Source organism: Niastella sp. OAS944 (genome assembly GCA_024809215.1).
Lineage (GTDB): Bacteria > Bacteroidota > Bacteroidia > Chitinophagales > Chitinophagaceae > Niastella.
Genome location: JANUBW010000009.1, coordinates 221,153 through 242,413, shown reverse-complemented (window position 1 = coordinate 242,413; position 21,261 = coordinate 221,153). Strand labels below are relative to the sequence as shown.

General features: G+C 43.0%; 13 protein-coding genes and 1 pseudogene. 1 reads left to right on the top strand and 13 read right to left on the bottom strand.

From position 1 onward, the window contains the following. Positions 1-456 precede the first annotated feature (456 nt). Entirely contained in the window at positions 457-1,398 is a 942-nt protein-coding gene (locus GGD38_RS29220) for a DUF6528 family protein (RefSeq protein WP_375302717.1), read from the top strand. On the opposite strand, the gene GGD38_RS29215 is transcribed toward GGD38_RS29220, so the two are convergent. The 13 genes and pseudogenes from GGD38_RS29215 to GGD38_RS29155 form a co-directional block, all read right to left on the bottom strand. Beyond that, entirely contained in the window at positions 1,388-2,758 is a 1,371-nt protein-coding gene (locus GGD38_RS29215; protein ID WP_375302718.1) for a DUF3526 domain-containing protein, read from the bottom strand. The genes GGD38_RS29220 and GGD38_RS29215 overlap by 11 nt on opposite strands. Positions 2,759-2,761: 3 nt before the next feature. Next, positions 2,762-4,198: an ABC transporter permease gene (locus GGD38_RS29210; protein ID WP_375302719.1), complete on the bottom strand. Its 1,437-nt coding sequence runs from the start codon at positions 4,196-4,198 to the stop codon at positions 2,762-2,764. Positions 4,199-4,218: 20 nt separating this feature from the next. Then, positions 4,219-6,483, bottom strand: a complete 2,265-nt coding sequence (locus GGD38_RS29205) for a TonB-dependent siderophore receptor (RefSeq protein WP_375302720.1) — start codon at positions 6,481-6,483, stop codon at positions 4,219-4,221. Between the two features lie 29 nt (positions 6,484-6,512). Continuing rightward, positions 6,513-7,301 (bottom strand): ABC transporter ATP-binding protein, encoded by a 789-nt coding sequence (locus GGD38_RS29200; protein WP_375302721.1) that lies wholly within the window; start codon positions 7,299-7,301, stop codon positions 6,513-6,515. A 725-nt stretch (positions 7,302-8,026) separates the two neighbouring features. Continuing rightward, positions 8,027-8,332 (bottom strand): YbaB/EbfC family nucleoid-associated protein, encoded by a 306-nt coding sequence (locus GGD38_RS29195; protein ID WP_375302722.1) that lies wholly within the window; start codon positions 8,330-8,332, stop codon positions 8,027-8,029. 100 nt (positions 8,333-8,432) lie between these two features. Next, positions 8,433-9,968, bottom strand: coding sequence for a RagB/SusD family nutrient uptake outer membrane protein (locus GGD38_RS29190; RefSeq protein WP_375302723.1), 1,536 nt, complete (start codon positions 9,966-9,968; stop codon positions 8,433-8,435). Between the two features lie 23 nt (positions 9,969-9,991). After that, complete coding sequence (locus GGD38_RS29185) at positions 9,992-13,372, bottom strand: SusC/RagA family TonB-linked outer membrane protein (RefSeq protein ID WP_375302724.1); 3,381 nt, start codon at positions 13,370-13,372, stop codon at positions 9,992-9,994. A gap of 236 nt (positions 13,373-13,608) precedes the next feature. Next, positions 13,609-13,995, bottom strand: coding sequence for a hypothetical protein (locus tag GGD38_RS29180; protein ID WP_375303920.1), 387 nt, complete (start codon positions 13,993-13,995; stop codon positions 13,609-13,611). Positions 13,996-14,124: 129 nt separating this feature from the next. After that, positions 14,125-15,186: an NADH:flavin oxidoreductase/NADH oxidase gene (locus tag GGD38_RS29175; protein ID WP_375302726.1), complete on the bottom strand. Its 1,062-nt coding sequence runs from the start codon at positions 15,184-15,186 to the stop codon at positions 14,125-14,127. Between the two features lie 290 nt (positions 15,187-15,476). Then, the gene (locus tag GGD38_RS29170; RefSeq protein WP_375302727.1) at positions 15,477-16,817 is read right to left on the bottom strand and encodes a DUF2268 domain-containing putative Zn-dependent protease; all 1,341 of its coding nucleotides are present in this window, start codon (positions 16,815-16,817) and stop codon (positions 15,477-15,479) included. Between the two features lie 136 nt (positions 16,818-16,953). Then, positions 16,954-19,323, bottom strand: coding sequence for an outer membrane beta-barrel protein (locus GGD38_RS29165; RefSeq protein ID WP_375302728.1), 2,370 nt, complete (start codon positions 19,321-19,323; stop codon positions 16,954-16,956). A gap of 81 nt (positions 19,324-19,404) precedes the next feature. Continuing rightward, positions 19,405-20,154, bottom strand: coding sequence for a LytR/AlgR family response regulator transcription factor (locus GGD38_RS29160; protein WP_375302729.1), 750 nt, complete (start codon positions 20,152-20,154; stop codon positions 19,405-19,407). A 4-nt stretch (positions 20,155-20,158) separates the two neighbouring features. Further along, positions 20,159-20,704, bottom strand: a pseudogene (locus GGD38_RS29155) (sensor histidine kinase); the annotation flags it as partial. Positions 20,705-21,261 lie beyond the last annotated feature (557 nt).

Here is a 21,261-nt window from a genome sequence, read left to right as displayed (position 1 = left end):
CGTATCCATATCGTTTGCAGGAGCACCGTGCAAACGATAGCCGACCGTTATTTTTAATTTGCAGTACATTTTTCGTTTGCAGCAACCTCCTGCAAACGATTTAGAACCGGTTTTTTGTATTTGCAACCCAATTTTCGTTTGCAGCGATATTCTGCAAACGATTTACGTATCCATATCGTTTGCAGGAGCACCGTGCAAACGATAGCCGACCGTTATTTTTAATTTGCAGTACATTTTTCGTTTGCAGCAACCTCCTGCAAACGATTTAGAACCGGTTTTTTGTCTTGCAACCCAATTTTCGTTTGCAGCAATACTCTGCAAACGAATTCCGGGTTATATTTTACATTCCATAGCCCTTTTTTTTTACCTACAACGCAAACGTTTGTTCAACTTCCAGTACAATTAGTCAATTCATTGAGTGTTAATTACATTTGTTTCGCACAATTAATAAAAACGATGAACCATATTACAAAACAAGGCCTTGCCTTATTGTATTTATTAATAGCAACATCTGTAAGCAAGGCTTTAGCACAGGATACCACGCCAACCTTTGATAACTGCAAACAATGCATTTTACTGTGTGAGCAATCGGTACATCGCATTGCCATCCTTGATCTTGAAAAGAAAAAGATGGTTTGGGAATGGTTGCCAGGCCAGTCTGCCAACATCAAAAAAGAACATATAAGCTGGTTCACCAACCCCTCTGATGCAAAACCGGTATATGGCGGCAAAGCCATTTTGATGAATGCATCGGGCGGTGGCGTGGCGCTTATTAGGTTAGAAGATAAAAAAGTGCTGTTTTATGCGTTTGCCGGCGGCAACACCCATTCATCAGAATTACTGCCCGATGGCAACATTGTTGCCGCCTCCAGCACCGGCAATTTCATGACGGTTTTTCGTACCGATACCCTGCAATTTCCCGATAATGTATATAGCAAACAGTTCCCCCTGCCTTTTGGTCATAATGTAGTGTGGGATAAAAAGCAAAACCTGTTATGGTCGGCGGCAAAAGACCAGTTGAAAACGTTTACTTATAATTTTCACCGGCTGCTACCTGAAATTACGATCAAAGACTCTATTCAATTACCCGGTACAGATGCGCATGACCTGTTTCCTGTTTATGGGCAACCTGCATTATGGCTTACCAATACTACCGGTACTTATTATTATAACACCGAAAAGAACCAGGCAAGTAAAGTTCCACTTCCCTATCAACATGTAAAAAGCATGAGCTCGGGCCCCACACCACTCCCTACTATATTTATTCATCCCGATGGCACTAAAGGCAGTTGGTGGACAGACGAAATTTATTCAACAGATGGCAAAGTGATCTATAAAGAACGCGGATTTAAAATTTATAAAGCCCGCTGGTTTGTCGAAAACTCATTTAGTTATTAGTATTAAAGGTGGAGCCTCGCTCCACCTTTTTAAAAACCAACACACCAATACCAAACAAAACAACTCCGACGGTCAACATAGGAAGTATAAGCTCAAGCCAATTTATATTAACTGGTGCATTAAAATAAGCCGGCACATGCCTGGCCCAGTTCTCACTCTCAACTGCACTATCGCCAAATATTTTTGGGTAGAAATTTCGCCGCAGCCCTTCATGAAACCGGGCAGTACTATCTAAATACGCCAAATGTTGTTGAATACCGGTATGCGCAATATTGGTAAATTGTAATTGGGCATGCGTTGTTGGGAATAACAAACCAACAGCAGCGCTTACCTGGCTACGCTGTTTCAATTTCAAATGCATCGCTTTACTATCGGCTCCCGCTTCTTCATCGCCTAAATGTTGCATGGCATAAAACCAGATATAATTAAATGAAGGTTTATCCCATACATATTTTTTGTATTCAGGATAATATTGAAAAAAAGTTTGGACCGTGCTGTCTTTATTCCTGTCATATTTTGTGTGATACCCATCCCGTTGTTTTATTAATGTATTGTATGCTTCGGGCACGGCATACCTGGCCGTTACATAATTATTTATCATGCCCGGCGTAAGAAGGCAAAGCAACACCCAGGCGCTTAATAACAACAAGGCATTTACACTTGTACTTTTATGAAGGGATATAATTAAAAAGCTAACGCCAAACCATACTAATATATACAGAAAAGCCATAAGAGAAAATGCGGCAAACGCTGCATCCAATGGAATTCCAATTATACACTTTGCCAACCCAAGTAATGAAAACAACAAGGCAGACACCACAATAAACCTGATGCTGAGCTTTTGAAAGATGAACCGCAACGGTTGTGCCGACTGCAGCTTTACCAATGGCCAGGTGCCACCTTCTTTTTCGCTCGAAAGCACATTAAAATTAAATGCAATGATGAGCAAAGGGAATAAACAGATTATTACAAAGCTGAGATCGAAATTACCGGTCATGAGGTTATAGGGGTTATACAGGTCGGTATCGTACCGCTGCGCTTCCAGCGTGCGAATAGTGAGCGACTGTATATTGGTATTCACATCCTGCTGACCAATGGCCAATGCCGCAATGGGCGCCGGCTTATGTATATAAGCAAACTTTAAATAATACATCAACAATCCGAACTCATTCTTTATATACTTTACATTTCGTTCAATATGTTCCTTTTGCGACTGAGTTACCGATTGTATAGCGGCTTCCTGCTTTAACAGAAACTGCCGGCCAATAAAGATACTTATGCCCCCTGCTGTAAAGAAGAGCACCAATGCAACCCATACACTGCGACTTCTGATAAAATTATGAAATGCTAATTTGTACATAGGTTATATAACTTTAGCTTTTACTGCTATGTAATTAATAAGAAGAAACGACATCACCAGCCATACTGCCAACGCTACCAGCGCCACCCATTGCTGTTTTATGACCGCATTCACCGGCTGGTATTGGTATTTAAAATCGGGGAACGAGGTCCAGTGGCTTTTATCGATGCTATAAGGCTTATCGGTAATGCTTAGCTTTCTATTACTGATATATTTCATTTGCAACACATTCATGGTTTGCGCCAGATCATAACGATAGGCTTCTGCCTGTTGCTGAAAATGCCGGTAAGCGGCAAAATCGGTACCGCTGAACGCCATGGTAATGTTCTTAAAACCGATGAATGGATTGATAAATGCGGCATTGTAGCTTAGCCGGTTCTGTTTATCGTAAATAGTAAGCAACCGCTGTAAATGCGCATCATATACCTGGGCGCTCATGCGCTCGCCTTCCTGCATAATAAATCCGCTGTAATTAAATGACAACTGTTGAATAGAGTCAACCTTATTAGCGCGTAGTATTGAATCTTTCAGTTTTTTAAAATGAACATCATCGGGATTATGACTATCACCCTGCTTCAGAATATCTTCTTCTACCGCTGCCTGAAATTGAATTTTACCAGGTGCAGGATATAAATAATTTCCTATAGCCTGTAAGGTTTTGGGTAATACAATAGCAAGCATTAACCAAACGCCCAATAACGACAATAACGCACTTCTGCTGGTACGGCTTATTGCCGAAACACCAATAGCCACCACACTTATTATCCATAAAAAAACAATGGCGCTTAATCCGATGATGGTAAACCGAATGAACGATGCGGCGCCTGCATTGCCCTTAAGCGTGATCATAGTAACAGTAGTTGCCAGTACGGGCAGCAAAAAGATAATACCAACAGCAAACAACCCAAGGCTGTTTCCCCAAATGATCTGTTTAAATGCCGCGCCCTGGCTTACCAGTATTTTCAGGGTGGCGTTTTCCCGTTGCTGCGCTACTGCATTAAACCCGAGAAAGAAAAGTATCAGGGGTAAAATGGTTTGCAATAGCATGGCCTCGCTTATTTCACCAAAACGCAACAATCCGGTACTAAAGCTGGCCTCACTATAATTGGCTGTATTCTGTTTATGCGCTTCCAGGAAAACAGCATTACCGGTATAACTTTCCATACCATTATCGAACATGCTCAAGGGGTGTTTTATTCTAAATGCAAACGACCCAAAATGCGCCATGCGGTGCGGATGTTTATCTGGATTTGCTTCCCAGCTTTGCCGGGCTTTTGCCTGATATTTTTTACGGAGTTCGTTTTGTTTAGTATAGGTGGCATAACCGGTAGCCACAGCATACAATACCAATGCAAGCCATACCATATAAATGGGAAGAACCACTTTGCTCTTCCACACCGTCTTTAAAAAGTGACGCGCTATTAATTTTACATTGTTCATGAAATTATTTTTTCCTGCATTTAAAATCGATAAGTAACAGTAAGCATCAAATTGCGGGGAGCGCCGGGGAACAGGCGTAAATAATTCTGCGCCCCTATCCAGTATCTTTTATCAAGCACATTATTTACATTACAGGCCAGCTGAATATTTCTTTTACCGGGCGAATAATACAACGCCAGGTCCATAATAGTATAAGCAGGCGTTTTAAAATCGCGACTAAACCAGGGTATACGATCGCCGTTATATTGAAGCCCGGCGCCAATACCAATATCTTTCAGTTTTGTATTGAGCGGAAAGTTGAACCGCGTCCACACATTGGCGCTATTGTAAGGGGTATTTTGTTTTCTGGCGCCTTTTAACGCTTCTTCATTATCTTCTACGATCACGGCATCTATATAACTATATGAGGCGTTCACCTGCCAGTTGGGCAACAGGTAGCCGGCCATATCAATTTCAAATCCCCTGCTGCGTTCCGCCCCGCGAGTGGTGAGTGAATCGGGAAAAACAGGTAAGTTAGCATTCAACAATAAGTTCTTTTGATTGATCTCGTATACCGCTGCATTCACCTGCATTTTTCCTTTTAATACAAATGCCTTCACCCCCACTTCTTTCAAATCACTTATCAATGGTTTAAATTGTGCGGCCGATTTGGTTGTCCAGAAAAAGCTTCCCGTATTTGGCATTAATGTTACCGTATTGCTTTGCGGTTGAAATCCTTCGAGATAAGTGCCATAAACGTTTATGTTGCTGGCAACAGCATATGTAAGCCCTACCCTTGGTAACAATTTATTATTGGTGAACGAAAACTCATTGGACGCTTTGTAGTTGGTTATATCTTTAAACCATTCCTGCCGCACACTCAGTAACAGTATAAATTTATTCCAGCTCAGCTGCTCCTGCACATACACCGCATTGGTAGTGGTTAAAGCCGAAGGCACAGCCGTTCTAACATTCATTACATAATCGCTTACATTCCGAATGGTATAGGATGGATTTTCCAGATCGAAATGATTTACGTTTGGTTTGGGCAGGGTAAGGCCTTTATAAGAAACAGTCTGGTAGTTGGCTGAATTTGCCAATACAAACGAGCTGGTTATTGAACCATCTTTTAACAGGAAACCTCTTGCCGAATTTTGTCCGCCGCCTTTTTGCTTTTCCCAATGTTGCAGATCGTACCCTGCCAGCAACTGATGTTTGATTGCGCCGGTAGCAAAACGAAAATTGAAATAACCAGTTACGTTGTCTACATTCCAGTGCTGTTTGCGTTGCACAAATTGCATTCCCGCCAGAGTATTTACCGGCTGATTATTTATATCTACAGCAAAAGCATTGGTGGTACGATGTTCCTGCAGATCTTCCTGCCAGGTTTGTTTCATATAAGCCGCATTAAAACTTACAGTTTCAGAAAACCGATGCGATAAACTGCTTGTAACAATCAACTCTTTTGATTTAAAAAAGTCGTTACCTGCGCTTAAGTTCAGGGCAATGGGTGTACTGTTGAGATCGGTAACGCCGGCTTGTGCGCCAAAGATGGGTTGACCGCGATCGAGGTTGCCATTCAGGTAACTAATTATCATTTCTACATTGATGGCTGTATTGCTATCGGGGATATAAGAAAACGAAGGCGAAATAAGCATTGAATTGTTTCGCACCAGGTCGCGGTAACTTTTTGCTTCCTGGTAACCGCCATTAAGCCGGCAAAGCAATGTTTTTTCTTTATTTAACGGGCCTGTGAAATCTAATGTACCACGAACGGTACTAAAGCTGCCCGCACTTACACCAATCTCTTTTCTATCAACGGTCAGGGGCTTTTTGGTTACCAGGTTTATACTGCCGCCGGGATCAACGCTGGCAAACGTGGCGCTGGCCGGTCCCTTGATCACTTCTACCCTTTCAATATTTGTGGTAACGGGTTGCAAAAAGTAATACTGGCGGGTACGCATTCCGTTAATGATCTGTCCTTCTTCATTCTGACTAATTCCTCTGATGGAATACTGGTTATAATAACTGGAAGGGATAACGCCGGGAACGATCTTCACCGCATCTGCCAGCTGAAAGGCCTGCCGGTCGGTGATCAGTTCTTTTGTTACCGTTCCAATAGCCTGGGGCAGGTCTTTATTGAGTATGGCTGTTTTAGTGGCAGAAAAGGAGTAATCGCTATTGTACTTCTGCGTGCTACGACCAATTACTTCCACCGTTTGTAAATGTAAAGTGTCTTTATTTTTCTGACCGTACAGGCATACCGATGCCAGTAACAAAAGAAACACAAGTGCCTTTTGTTTCATTTCTTTAGGTGTTTATGTAAGTGTTTTGATTAAATAGTTTCCAGGTATAATTGTTGTAATTCGTTGGCGGTAATGGCGCTGGTGGCCACAGTATGTACTAATGAACCGCCCCGCATAATGCCAATGCGGGTGCCTGCATTCACTGCATTAAAAATGTCGTGTGTAGCCATGAAAATGGTTTTACCATCTGCAGCGAGTTCTTTACAAATATTAGTAAACTCGGCGGTGGCTTTTGGATCGAGGCCACTGGTTGGTTCATCCATTAAAATAAGATCGGCGTTCTTTGCAACCGCAATGGCTATACCTACCTTTTGGCGCATTCCTTTTGAATAGGTGTTCAACTGTTTTTTATGCGCTTCCGTTTGTAAACCGGCCTTGCTTAAAAAACCGGCCAACATTTCTTTTGAATAGGTAAACCCGGCCAGGCGGCTAAAAAAATCAAGGTTCTCCAGTGCGGTTAAATTTCCATAGAGCTGAACCACTTCGGGAATATAGGCAACAAACTTTTTGGTAGCGGTATTGCCTGGTTTTACTTCAACCCCGTTAATAGCGGCCCTTCCGCTGGTAGCGGCAGTGAAGCCAAGAAAAATATTGATAGTAGTGGTTTTGCCGGCACCGTTCTGACCGAGCAAACAAAAGACCTCGCCTTTATCAATTGACAAATTGAGGTTACGCAAGGCAGCCGTACCATTGTACTGCTTGCCAAGCTGCGTAGCTTGTAATACGAACATGGGTGTATGTGTTAATAGAAATGAAGGATGGCTGATGGTCAGTGGTGAGTGGTGAGTGGTGAGTGGTGAGTGGTGAGTGCATTTCAAGACTCACGATTAATAGCACACCAACTCAAGTGCGGCAGTCGCCGAACAATAGTGAAGCTCAAAAATATACGGCATGCAGAACACGCGTGAGCCCACTCACCACTCACCACTGACAACTCACGTAATATGATACTAACACACAGGCGGTCCTTTATTGGAAAGAAGCAACAAAGGTGACGTAACACAAGAAAGTAGATAAGCCCCCGGCTGGGTTAGTGCTATATAACTGCATGGTTCAAATGCAATTATTTCGATGTCACTATAAGCGGAATATTTATGAGAACAAACAGGGCAGTTGGCATCCTGTTGAGATCCGTCGTCCTGTAAAAGCAGATCAAGCTGACTGTTTTGACTGTGCGTTTGTTTGGCAGCGTAAATTGTATGATGATGCCAATACTGTACCGGCGTTGCTACAAACGCATATAACGCCAAAAGGAACGCTCCTAATAAGACCTTGTATGTTCTTAGTACAGCCAAATATTTTGCAATATTGTTGCAAAAGTAGCAGATTCCCCAATACGCAAAAAAAATAATTTCCAACAGCAAAATATTACATTATTCACCCAACCAACGCTTATATATAGTGGCAGTCTTTCGGGTGTACGTATTTGATGAGTTCTAAACAGAAATTAACCAGTGAACGTATAAGGGCATAAAAAAGGTGTGTAACCCGCCGGTTGGCGAATAACACACCTGATTGGTATAATTTGATATTACTGGTAATATTACATTCCCAGGCCGCCCAGCATACCGCCGGCAAGGCCTTTCATTTCCTCTTCAAATGCCTGCTCTGCACTTTTAAGCGCCCGGTTCAGGGCGGTTACCAACAGGTCTTCCAACTCTTCTTTTCTGTCGGCCGTCATCAATTGATTATCGATAAGAATGGTTTTTATTTCCCGGTTTCCGGTTACCGAAACCTTTACTGCGCCATTACCGGCTTCGCCGTCAATGATCACATCGTTCAACTTTTGTTTGCCTTCCTGCATTTTCTGCTGGGCTTCCTGTAGTTTACCAAATAGATCTCCGAACATAAGTATACGTTTAAGAAAGCAAAGGTAAATTATTCAAAATAAAAAGGAGACTCCTCTTTAATGAGGGGCCTCCTTTTATTTCAGGGCTACCTTTTCTTAATTACTGGGTATAACCATCGTTCTGATACATTCCTTCAGGATTCAGTTTATACTCACTCAATGGTATGGGGAAATAGTAATCCTTGGTAGTGCAATTGCTCAGGGGCGAATTATCAAAATCGGCCTGATTTTTTGCACGGATATAATTTACCAGTTCAGTTGCATTGAAGAACCTGGTAAGATCGTGCCAGCGATGGTGTTCAAATGCCAGCTCGATCCTTCTTTCATGTAAAATAGCCAGTTTAAGGGTTGGATATTTTGTCTTATAATTCGCATCTGTTGCCATCATGGTAGCATAATCGGGTCTTAATGCACGGGTGCGAACCATGTCGAGATATTTTGTAGCATTTACATTATCGTTAAAATACATGTACACTTCGGCCAGGTTTAAGATAATGTCGGCATAGCGCATCAGGATCCAGTCGTTACCAGCATAGCCATCTTTAGTAACGGCAGGCGCTACATCTCTGAATTTAGTAATGAAATACTTATTGGTAGCAGCAGCAAATTTTATAGAGAAATCCGTACGCACATCACCTGTTTCAAATTCATTCTGCAGGTCTTTTGTAAATAAGCCGCCTTCGCCCTGAGATACATACAACGGTGCATTGATAGTTTCGCCTTTTGCCTGGTTATTGCGGGCCAGTGCAGAAGAATAAGTGGCATCACCCTGTTTGTAAACGATCTGCAGAATGATCTCCTGGTTCTTCGATTTTTTACTTACGTCAAATACGTCGGCAAAGGGAATATCGCTCAGATTAGTGAACGTTTTCTGGTTATAACAAGCCAGCAGGTAAGTTTTGGCATTGTTCAGGTTATCGTTCCTGCCATCGCTTAACACGGTTGCCATAGTTAAATAAACCTGTCCTAATAAACCATTGGCAGCTTGTAACGATATCCGGCCTTTAGCCGCTTCCGGCTGTACCGCAGGCAAATTACTGCTCACCACATCTTTGAGGTCGATAACTATTTGTGCATATACCTTTTCTTTCTTCTCGCGGAAGGTCAATGCTTTAACCTGATCGTTTGTGTTCAGCCGCTCTGTTACCAATGGTACATCGCCAAATTCGCGTACCAGGTTAAAATACATTAAAGCACGAATGAATTTCAACTCGGCAATGTATTGTGTTTTAGTATCGTTACTGGCAAAAGTAACGTTCTCTATTTTTGATAAAATAAGATTGGCCCTTACAATAGGCGTCCATAAAGCCGTCCAGTGCGCCAGGAGGTAACTGTTACTGGGAACTATGGCAAAGGCTGAGAACTGGAAAGGCTCACCATTGTTGCTCTGGTTATCGGTGGTGTTCACATCATCGGCCCGGTCATCGGTCCACAGTGCGGCGCCTTCGCCAATACAATTGCCACTTCTCAATGATTGATAAACACCATATACACCAGCGGCGATATCTGATTCAGTTTTTAATCCATTATCAACCGACGCTGCATTTGGGTTGGTTTGCTCTACAAATGATTTGCTGCAACTGCTGATGACCGACAGTATCAGCGAACCTGCAATTATTAAAGCCACATTACGCATAAATATCTTTTATAGTTATAATTTTAGAATGTTACCGAAATACCGGTATTGAACGAACGCATCAGCGGGTATTTACCATAATCAACGCCGGGCGAAACGTTAGCGCCATTGTTATAATCCACTTCAGGGTTATAGCCCAGGTATTTGGTAACAGTGAACGCATTGTCGACAGAAGCATACCAGCGCAGGCCGCCAATGTTCAGTTTTTTCGTAATACCCAGCGCGCCCAGGTTTACACCAACAGTGATATTGGTACAACGGAAATAAGAACCGTCCTGTAAATAGTAATCGCTCAAACGGGTACTGTTGCTTTGCGAGCTGCCACGGCTTGATCTGTATTCATGACCATTACCAGGCTGCGCTTCGCTGCGGTAACGATCGTTCACTACTGTATACTGGTTACCCGAACCTTCCATATTCCTGTTATAGTAATCCTGACCATCAAGCACCTTATTACCTTGTGAACCGTTAAACGATGCGCTCAGCGAAATGAATTTATAGCTTGCACTCAGGTTAAAGCCATAAGTAAATTTTGGATAAGGCGAACCAATGATCTCTTTATCAGCATCAGTGATCAACCCATCGCCATTGTTATCCTTGAAATACAGGTCACCCGGATTCAGCGGTGTGGTAGAGAAAGTAGAAACCGGAAATGCTTTTACTTTATAGCCGGCAGGGAACTTATTACCATTGGCCTTATAAACTGCCCAGTCGGCATTTACATTATCCATATCGGCCTGGCGTACCATACCGGCTACTTTCACTCCATAGAAAGAACCAACAGGATCGCCTTCGCGGGTAACGTGTGTAATATAACTTCTTTCGGCACCTGCTACCTGAATTTCGCTGGTACCACCCAGGCTTTCCACCTTGTTCTTATTGGCTGTTATGTTACCGCTAATGCTAAGGTTAAAATCTTTTGTTTGTATCGCTTTATAATCCAACTGCAGATCGAAACCGGTATTGCTAAGCTTTGCATCACGCAAATTGGTAAGAATGGTAGTACCGCCTGAAATAGCAGAAGTAGGCGCATACATCAGCAGGTCGTAAGAATTGCTTATATAATAGTTGGCAATAACCGATAACCGGTTACGCAGCGTAGTTACATCTATACCGAAATTATATTGAGATGTTGACTCCCAGCCCAGCGTTTTATCGGCAACGCCGCCTGTCCAAACACCATTATACACCGTACTTCCTACAACCGCACCGCCCGAACCGGTCAGGTTTTGTTCATAGGCGTAGTTAGGAATATTGTTATTACCTGTTAAACCCCAGCTTGCACGCAGCCTTAATGAAGATTGGGCGCCAAGCCAGTTATCGTAAAACGATTCGTTTGAAACCGCCCAGCCGGCAGATACCGAACCAAATTTACCCCAGCGGTTCAACGGACCAAAACGCGAAGAAGCATCGGTACGGAATGAACCGGTTAAAGAATAACGGCTGTCATAGCTATATACCACACGACCTAAATAAGAGACCAGTGTGGTAGTTGATTTTGATGTAGCGCCGTTTGAGGTAAAAAGAGCGCCATCGCCCGGAGTAGAGCCGGCATTCGTAATTTCCTGCACCAGGTCATTATTGAAATTCTTTGCAGTTACCGTTACCGCATCGCTTGTATTTTGCTGCGCAGTATAACCAGCTAACGCATTAAAACTGTGTTTACCAAATTGTTTATTATAGGTTAATGTATACTCCGCCAGCCTGTCCTGAATATCCAAATTCTGCAAAGCAGCATTACCCGCAGTTGTTGCCTGGGTGGTACCAGGGCCATTTGTACCACTACTTAAATTGGTAGGATAATAATATTCATACTTCTCACGATATGCCTGACCGCCCAGATTTACTTTAAACGACAGGTTCTTTATGATCTCATAAGTAGCACTGGCGTTGGCGGTAGTACGCAAACCTTTACGGGTTATTTTTACCCGTTGCGCCAGGGCTAAAGGATTTTCAATACCCTGAAATGCATAGCTGAAACCATCGAACTGCGCTCCCGCGTTTGCATATGACAGGGCAAGCGATCCATCGGGGTTATAAACAGGGAAAATTGGCATATAGATCAATGCGCCTAAAATTGGCCCCTGGTTAAAACGGCCTTCCTGTACTTCGCGGTTTTCGGTATTGGTTACAAAAACGCTTGATGAAATTTTCAACTTCGGCGAAACATCAGCATCGATATTCGATCTGAAGTTGATGCGCTTTTGATAGGTACTATTTAAAATACCCGGCTGATCGAGATAACCGCCACTCACCATATAACGAACGCCATTGTTGCCACCGGTAAATGTAAGATTGTGCCTTGTTGCCATGGCGTTATCATACAATGCGTCCTGCCAGTCGGTATTGTACTTAGGTTCTATCATCTTTTGTGTTGGGAAATCATACAGGTCTTTGATAATACAAACAGAACAGTTTTGTTTTGTTTGGCCCGATTTCGCTACACGAGTATCGTTATCATCAGAATAAAATGAATCATCCCACGCTATACCTTTTGAGATCAGGATGTCTTTATAATTGGCATTACGACCATTTATAAACAGATCGGTAAAATCGTGCGCATTCATCATCTTTACTTTGTGCGACAATTGCTGGCTGCTTACCTGAAGATCATAGGTAAGTTTTCCTTTACCGTTCTTACCTCTTTTAGTAGTGATCAATACTACGCCGCCAGATGCACGTGAACCATAAATAGCCGCAGATGCCGCATCTTTAAGGATCTCTATTGATTCAATATCATCGGGATTAATAAAGATATCGTTACCTGAAGTATTGGGATTATAACCGGTAGTTGAGTTACCACCGCTACCCGCCTTATTGCTAATGTTTCCGCTTACCGGGTAACCGTCTATTACATATAAAGGCTCAGAGCTGGCGTTGATAGATCCAATACCACGCACCCGGATCTTGGTGCCTGAATAGGGAGCACCACTTACCTGTGATACCTGTACACCAGCCACTTTACCAACCATTGCCTGACCAAGTGTAGGTGTGCTCAGGTTCAGTTCACCGGCCCTTACACTGGTAATAGAACCGGTTACATCGCTCTTTCTGAGGCGTTGATAACCGATAGAAACTTCATCCAGTGTTTTTATTTCTTCTGCCAGTTTTACAGTAATAACCGTTTGGCCCGAAACAGCCACTTCCTGTTTTCCAAAACCTGTAGACGAAAATACCAGCCTGCCGTTTTCACTGGCCTCTATAGTAAACTTACCGTTCTCATCGGTCATTACCATTTTTTTCGTTTTGGGGTCCTGCACAGTTACAGCCTGCAGCGGCTGCCCTTTCTCATCAGTTACCATACCGGTAATTTTACCTGTTTGCGCCAATACCGGGAATGTAATGGCCATACAGAAAATAAACGTCCACCAATGAAGGTGTTTGTGTCTGATCCGAATTCTCATTGTTTAGTTTTATAAATTGAAAAACTTGTGTACTAACAACTGAAGTATGAAGTAAGAAGTATGAGTTTCATGCTTGATCTTGATAACTAATTTCGTTCTCGTACTTCTTACGTCCTACCTCTTACTTCCTAATGTTCGATGGATCGCCCGATGTAAACATCATGCGCAGGCATACGATGGCCATGCTGATCATTTTCATAAACAATCAATTTAAGTGCAGTAAAAAATATCCAGGACTAAGTATCCAATGGTTCGGTAGGATCGATGTGTAATACATCGATCACCGGAATAAACTCCGCTTCCGTTTCAAACAGGCGTTTTCCTGCTTTAAAGAGCACTTCATTTAACTCTTTCTGGCATCTTGCGGCAAGTGTCGTGGTGATCATCATACTTTGACCTGCGGTGGTAGTAGAAATGCAGGGTTTATCATTAGGCATTCCGTAACGGAGAAGTTTTCTAACCTCAATATCATTTTGCAACAGGGTAAGCAAATAATAATTCGTCATTTGCACCATACTATTGCCCTTTATCAACTTATAGTGTGCATTGGGCATAGCCTGCCGGGCATTAGCCAAATAACCAATACCAATAGCCAACGTGATCAATAATAATATTCTCTTCATCATACCAGGTTAGAAACGATCGCAAAGCTGGCTAAATCGGATTAACTTAGTATCAATATGAGATTATGCAATTATTAAATATTAAATAAATGCTAAAATTGTTTTGCACACATTTTATTTCTCTATCACTCATTTGGCTCTTTCATATTGCACCGGCCATTTAATATCATCGTTTAACTCACCTGCAGCCTGCAAAGGGAAATAAGGCTGGCGAAGCATTTCGCGTGCCATTATTATAAGATCGGCATCGCCATTTACAAGAATGGTTTCGGCCTGAATAGAAGTTGTGATCATACCTACAGCGCCGGTAAGCATGCCTGTTTCTTTTTTAATACGCGAAGCAAAAGGTAATTGATAACCTGGGCCGGTAGAAATTTGTTGCAGGTTTGATAAGCCGCCTGAAGAAACATCCATCAGATCAACATCCTTTTCCTGTAAGATGCGGGCCAGCTTTATCGATTCTTCCAAATGCCAACCACCCTGTACCCAATCGGTAGCGGATATACGTACTATCAACGGCAGGTTGGCCGGCCATTCTGTTTGAACGGCAGCAATCACTTCAAGCAGTAAACGAATACGGTTCTCAAAAGTACCGCCGTATTTGTCGGTACGGTGATTACTGAGCGGTGAAAGAAACTGATGAAGCAGATAACCATGTGCACTGTGGATCTCTATTACTTTAAACCCGGCCTCTAATGAACGTTTTGCTGCAGCTCTGAAATCGTCAATCACTTTTTGAATACCCTGCTCGTCCAACGCAACAGGCATGGGATAATTATCAGAGAACGCAATGGCAGAAGGAGCCACAACCGTCCAGCCGCCATGTTCAACGTCTACTTTACCCCGACCCTGCCAGGGAACATTGGTACTTGCCTTACGACCTGCATGCGCCAATTGAATGCCTGGTACTGTTCCCTGGGCCGATATAAATGAAGTGATCTGTTGTAATTTTTCTAAATGCGCATCTTTCCAAATGCCAAGATCAAATGGGGAGATGCGGCCTTCGGGTGATACTGCCGCCGCCTCTGAAATAATAAACCCTGCTCCACCCACTGCCCTGCTGCCTAAATGCACCAAATGCCAATCGGTGGCAAACCCATCTTCCGAAGTATACTGACACATAGGTGATACCGTGATCCGGTTCCTGAATGTTACTGACTTTATTTGGAGCGGGGTAAATAATTTTGACATACGTTCTGGTTGATTATTATATGATACTGCGGCAAAGGTAAGAAACGTTTCAGGTTTCGAGTTTCGAGTTTCAGGTTACGAGTTCTCAGTTTTTAGTTTTTAGTTCTTTAATTCAGAACTCGTTAATAATGGGAACCTCGCTATAGTTCATGGTTTCGAGTTTCAGGTTGCCGTGACGGCGTGATGCTGTATTCGGTATTAGCTTACAGCTGTATTTGCTTTCGGCTGTATTTGTATTCGCTTGCAGCTTGCAGCTTATAGCTTACAGCCGTGTTCATCTACAGCTGCATTCACTCCCCAGGAGAATATTTGCTTTGTTGCAAGAACTGCATAGGCAGCGTCAACTCAATCATATCTACAATAGCCTGTCGTTTATTAGTAGCCTGTTCATAATAGGCTTTGGCAATACGGTAACCCATATAATAACCTAAATCGCCGGGTTTGTCTTTTGCACTTTGGCCATTGTACAACCATTTACTCATATCCGAACTGCAAAGGTTTGATCTCAACTCACTCCACAGTTCTTTTTCATGTTTGTCGCCATATTCATGTGCAACGCTATTGATCTGTTTACCCGCAACCATTTCGCCTATAAAATCACAAATACCTTCCTTCAGCACCTGCCATAACAACGGACACGCTGCAGCCGTATCTGATATATTCTTCTGTTGCGTATGTACACACTCATGCGCCACCATATTGCGGATCTTTTGCACCAGATCGCCATCACCCGAAAGCATATTGGCCCTGTTTGTTTCTTTATAAGTAATAAACTCAGAAACGTCCACATCTTTTGACGAAGCCGAGATCTCTGTACCTATCAACACAAATTTGTCGGAGACTGTACCGCCGGTATTAAGAATACCAATAGCAAAACAAACCTTAAAGGGTTTGAAGTTGGCATACAACGACTGAAATTTGGTAAACAATTCCTCAATAACTTTCTCAGAATTTTTTACCCCTAAAGTATTCTTCCTGCTAGAAGCATAAAATTTCGGATACCGGGCTATTAATTTAAGTTGTGCTTCGGCCGTAAGATCACGAGCCGCAATAAAGTCTATCAACCCATCGGTTGCCCTGTCAAAGTAAAGTTTTTGAATGGCCGAAAGACTGTCGGCATGCGATTTACAACTACTTAATGCATCAACCGCCTGCCAAAAATGATCTATATCTGCTGTAAGCACTGTTTTGGCATTTTCCGGCTCCAATTCTTTCCTGATCTTTTGCCTTTCAGCTAATTCAACTTTGTTGAGGCTTTTTATAAATATGGAAAGTTTACCCGAATCGGTATTCTGCGGATGGTTAAAACGGTACACCTTAAGTGTATAATCAGTTTTAACTGTTGGCGCATACTCCGATTTTAGAAAACCGTTAATATCCACCGGTTGGCGGCTTTTCATTTTAACCTGGTGCGTAGCATCGGCTAATTCATAGGCAAGAGCTATTCCCTGCTGTTCAATAGAAAATTGAAAAATACCTCCCTTTTGTAATCGAAGCCCGTAACGTAAGGTATCGGTCTTTGTTACAGCCAGGTTGTTGTATGGTTGATTGAGTTGTAATGGTTGCTGCGCTTTGCCTGCTATTGTAAAACCAAACAGCAACGCAGGTATAAAAAGTGAAATTCTTAACATGGTCAAAATCAGTTATGGTAATGTAATTTACTCAAAAGTATGTTTACGAAGCTAAAGCTCAACTTATAAAACACAAAAAGGATCGTGACCAGCGATCCTTTTTTGTTATGAGAAGTAACCGGCACTCCCAGGCCGGCTATAACCTGCTTTTTTCATCACTGGTATGCTGATCTATCTTTTTCTTTGTAAAGGCTTTACCCGCACGGAAATTATAATTCACTGCCAAACCAAAAGTTCTTGTTGGCCGTTTCTGATAGAAGTCAATTCGTGTATCCCCATAAATGGTCAACTCCTTTTCCCGTACTGTGTTGAAAATATCATTTGCATACAACCGAATGCGACAACGGTCTTTCCAGAACTTGCGCACAAAACCCGCATCCATCATAAAGATCTGCGCATAACGGCTATTAGCCGTAACGTAAGGAGAATTGTATTGCATCACCATATCTATATCCATCACTTTCTTCCACGTAATGATCTGTACCGACTGAACATTTAAGCTTTGCTGTGCAAAACGCCCCACATCCATTTTACTCGAAATATAATAAGCTATTAAACTGGTTCTGCTGTTCCACCACTTTGTAATGTCCACGGCCGCTTCAAGTGAAACACCATACTCTATATTATTGGGATAATTCTTTGTTCTATACTCAACAATGTTGCTGTCGATAGTTGAAGCGGTTTGCGCCAGGTAGTTACTGGTGCTTTGTAAATAAACAGTAGCCGTATAATTGTTGTGGTGCGTATACCCGGCCCGTATACTATGCGTGTATTGCGGAACAAGATCAGGGTTGCCTGTCATAACAGTAAAATCATGTACCTGCAACCGGTAAGGGTTCAGGTCGTTGTAACCCGGGCGGCGTACACGCCGGGCATAGTTCAACACCAGTATATTTCCTTTCTTTTCATTTAAATTTTGGGTAATGAACAATGAGGGGAACCACCCGAAATATTTTCGATCGATGCCTTGCTGCAAAGTGATGGAATAACCATTTGCCCAGGTATTTTCACCACGTAACCCGGCCTTTATACTTGTCTTTTTAATGGTTTTTTCAAAAGAGCCGTAAAACATTAAGAGGTCTTCACTGTACTTAAACTCATTGCTGGCGCCAATATCCTTTTGCCATTCCAGGCCCTCATACTGTTCCGTCAAAACCGTATTATTACGACCGGTATGTACATATTTTATTCCTGTTTTTATTGCTGCCGCATTTCGTAAGGCTTTTGTATAATCGGCCTGTACACTGCTGAGGTGTGTAGTACTTGGCGTAATGGTGCGGTAATGCCTGTTACGCAACGTATCGCTGTAAACAGATATAAGTTCATTAATTTCCCATTTGCTGCTGGTAGTATAATCGGCTATCAGCCGCAGTACCGAACCAATGGTGTCCATCTTCCAACCATAGTTAAACGTATAGCTTCCCTGCCAGGGTTTTCGCCGCCAGCCCGATAAGGCATTGCCCGTTACCTGCTCCATTGGCAGATTATATTCGAGCCCCGACTCAAAGCGATTCGCCAACCGGCTGTCCATCCCCATCATCTGAATGTTGAGGGAATGACGGGCCGAAAGATCATAGACCAGCGCGGCCCTGAACTGGTGCCGGGTAATATTATTATAGCGAAAAGTTGAATTGTACAGATTACTTTTATTGGGGTAGCGCACATTGTTCCAACCGGTATAGGCGGTTCTGTCGTTTGTAAAATTGTAACCGCCTGCCAGGTACAACTGTTTCGACTTATAATCGAATGAACCACCCGCCCCTGTGCCCGGGTTACTACCCTGCTGTCTGTATTGAGCAGAAAGCGTTCCCGTTAAACCATCCTTACGTGCTTTCTTTAGTATAATATGAATGATACCACCCGTTGAAGAAGCTTCATACTCAGAAGGCGGGTTGGGTATCACTTCAATTTTAGCAATATCTTCCGACCGCAATGAACGCAGGAACTCAGCCAGGTCGGCCCCCGACATCCGTTGTACTACATCATTGATCATAACGGTTACCGACTGTCCGCCGATGATGCGGATAGAACCATCGGGACTCACCCACAAACCTGGTGATCGTTGCAGTACTTCCAATCCTGAATGACCATTGGCCAGGTAACTATCTTCTACCTGCACTATATAGCGATCGGCTTTTCTTGTTACCAGTGGCTTGCGCGAAGCAACCACCACTTCACCCAATAATTTTCCCCCCCGTACCAGTACCAGGTTTTTCAACAGTGCCGTATCGGGCCAGGTAAATGGTTGTTCCAACGTTTGATAACCTATCAGCGATAATTTCAATTTATACTGAACGCCTGCCGTTAGCGTGGTGTGTAGTTTGAATACACCAGCTTCATTGGCAATACCGCCGGTTACAAAACCGGTATCGCGCAATAAGGCCACCGAAACAAAAGGCAGGGGTTTATGATCGGCCGTTTGTACTTGTCCTGAAACAGACTGGCCATAGACCTGAACTATACCTACAATACATATGAAAATAAATAGAATAAATGATCGCAGCATACAGCATAAAAATACTTGCTGTATTAAAGCGTACGGTTAACAATGAGCGGTTAGCAGAAATGAATGAGCAGCTTGCGGAATTTAACGGCTTTGCAGTTTTTTTAAAAGAATATCTTTTCTTGAGCGCGATACCGCCAGTTCTGCCCCATCGCTCATTAACACGGTTCCGCCCTCGCCCCGAATGTATTTTTGTATTTCGTGCAGGTTTACCAAACAACTATGGTGCACCCGTAAAAAAGGATGCTCTTCCAGCATTTCTTCAATTTCCTTCAATGTTCGGGACACGGTCAACTTTTGCTTATCTTTTAATACCAGTAAAGTATAGTTGCTGTTGGCCGTACAGTACAAAATATTATCAACCGGTACCATTTGCAAACCTTCCATGGTGGGTAAAGCAATGCGATTGCTGAGTGTGGCTGGCTGGCGCAATTTATGAAGCAGAATATCCAACTGGCTGGGCAAGGTTGAAGTGGAAATCAGACCGGCCGATTTTTTAACCGCAGCTTTCAACTCCTGCGGATCAACCGGTTTTAATAAATAATCAATGGCGCTGAATTTAATAGCCTTTATCGCGTACTGATCGTAACTGGTGGTGAAAATAATCTGAAAGTTTACCGGCGCCAGTTTTTCGAGCAGTTCAAAACCATTCATATGTGGCATTTCTACATCGAGGAACACCAGCTGCGGGTTAATGGCGCGCACCAGTTTCTCAGCTTCTTTTGCCGCATGGCAAACCGCTTCCACCTTTACTTCGGCACAATGTTTTTCAAGCAGAATTTGTAATACCTGCGCAGCGTGCGGTTCATCGTCAATAATAACTGATCTGATCATAGCTTTACCGGGTATTTATTCTAATAACAGCTTCGGTGCCCTCGCTGTCTTTTCTATTTTGTAAAGTATAAGGAAATTCGCCCTTCTTTCCCTGATTAAACAGCCAAAGGCGTGTTGCCGTTAGTTTCAGTCCCATCGAATCGCTGCCTTTTGTTTTCAGCCGGGCGGCTTCGGCCAGGCCTATACCATCGTCTTTTATCGAAACGATCAATTGTTTATTCTCAAAATGTATATCAATTAATAACTGCCCCTTGCCATCTTTATGCAACAACCCATGCCAAATGGCATTTTCACAAAAAGGTTGCAAAATAAAACCGGGCACCTGTACCATGGAGGGCTGTACATCGCCATGCAGGGTGATGGTATAATCAAACGCATCTTTAAACCGAAGTTGTTCCATGGTTAAGTACAGGCGCACCATATCCAACTCATCTTCCAGGCTTATGGTTTTCTTACTGGCATTCATCAGCACCATGCGCATCAGCCGTGAAAACCGGGTAAGGTATTCACTGGCTTTATCGGAGTCCTTATTCAATATGCTGTGATTAATGGCCGAAAGACAATTAAAAATAAAATGCGGGTTCATTTGAGCAAGCAGCGTTTGCATTTCCAGTTCGGCTGTTCGCTGTTTCAGCCGCAGCTTTTCATTCTTGTGCCTGAAGATGATGAGGGCGATGGCTAACACCGAAATAAGCGCCACGATCAATATGGTACGCTGGGCAAGTTTTTTATCGGCCTCTACGGCTGCCAGTAAAGCCGCCTGTTCGGCCTGCATGGTCTTTTGTTTAAATGCAAACAACTGTCCTTTATATACATCCGAAATAGCTGAATCTTTTAGGCCATGAAATAATTTCTGATAGCGTAGCGCTGCGGCAGCATTTCCCTGGCGTTCGTATAAACTGCCCAGTAAGGCTGCTGCATCTGTTCTATACCTATGTACGCCCAACTGCATAGCCCTGTCGAAGGCCCTTTGCGCCAGCGGCAGGGCGGTTTGCACATCGCCCCTGGCCTCAGCAACTTTACTCATGCCGATGGTAACCCCAATGCCTATGTTCACATCGTTCTTTACGATCATTTCTTTATACAATGAATCAAGGTAAAAAGAAG

Excerpts from the sequence above, each read along its gene's own strand:
- GGD38_RS29220 (WP_375302717.1), top strand. The coding sequence starts at position 457 with ATGAACCATATTACAAAACAAGGCCTTGCCTTATTGTATTTATTAATA.
- GGD38_RS29215 (WP_375302718.1), bottom strand. The coding sequence starts at position 2,758 with ATGTACAAATTAGCATTTCATAATTTTATCAGAAGTCGCAGTGTATGG.
- GGD38_RS29210 (WP_375302719.1), bottom strand. The coding sequence starts at position 4,198 with ATGAACAATGTAAAATTAATAGCGCGTCACTTTTTAAAGACGGTGTGG.
- GGD38_RS29205 (WP_375302720.1), bottom strand. The coding sequence starts at position 6,483 with ATGAAACAAAAGGCACTTGTGTTTCTTTTGTTACTGGCATCGGTATGC.
- GGD38_RS29195 (WP_375302722.1), bottom strand. The coding sequence starts at position 8,332 with ATGTTCGGAGATCTATTTGGTAAACTACAGGAAGCCCAGCAGAAAATG.
- GGD38_RS29190 (WP_375302723.1), bottom strand. The coding sequence starts at position 9,968 with ATGCGTAATGTGGCTTTAATAATTGCAGGTTCGCTGATACTGTCGGTC.
- GGD38_RS29185 (WP_375302724.1), bottom strand. The coding sequence starts at position 13,372 with ATGAGAATTCGGATCAGACACAAACACCTTCATTGGTGGACGTTTATT.
- GGD38_RS29180 (WP_375303920.1), bottom strand. The coding sequence starts at position 13,995 with ATGAAGAGAATATTATTATTGATCACGTTGGCTATTGGTATTGGTTAT.
- GGD38_RS29175 (WP_375302726.1), bottom strand. The coding sequence starts at position 15,186 with ATGTCAAAATTATTTACCCCGCTCCAAATAAAGTCAGTAACATTCAGG.
- GGD38_RS29170 (WP_375302727.1), bottom strand. The coding sequence starts at position 16,817 with ATGTTAAGAATTTCACTTTTTATACCTGCGTTGCTGTTTGGTTTTACA.
- GGD38_RS29165 (WP_375302728.1), bottom strand. The coding sequence starts at position 19,323 with ATGCTGCGATCATTTATTCTATTTATTTTCATATGTATTGTAGGTATA.
- GGD38_RS29160 (WP_375302729.1), bottom strand. The coding sequence starts at position 20,154 with ATGATCAGATCAGTTATTATTGACGATGAACCGCACGCTGCGCAGGTA.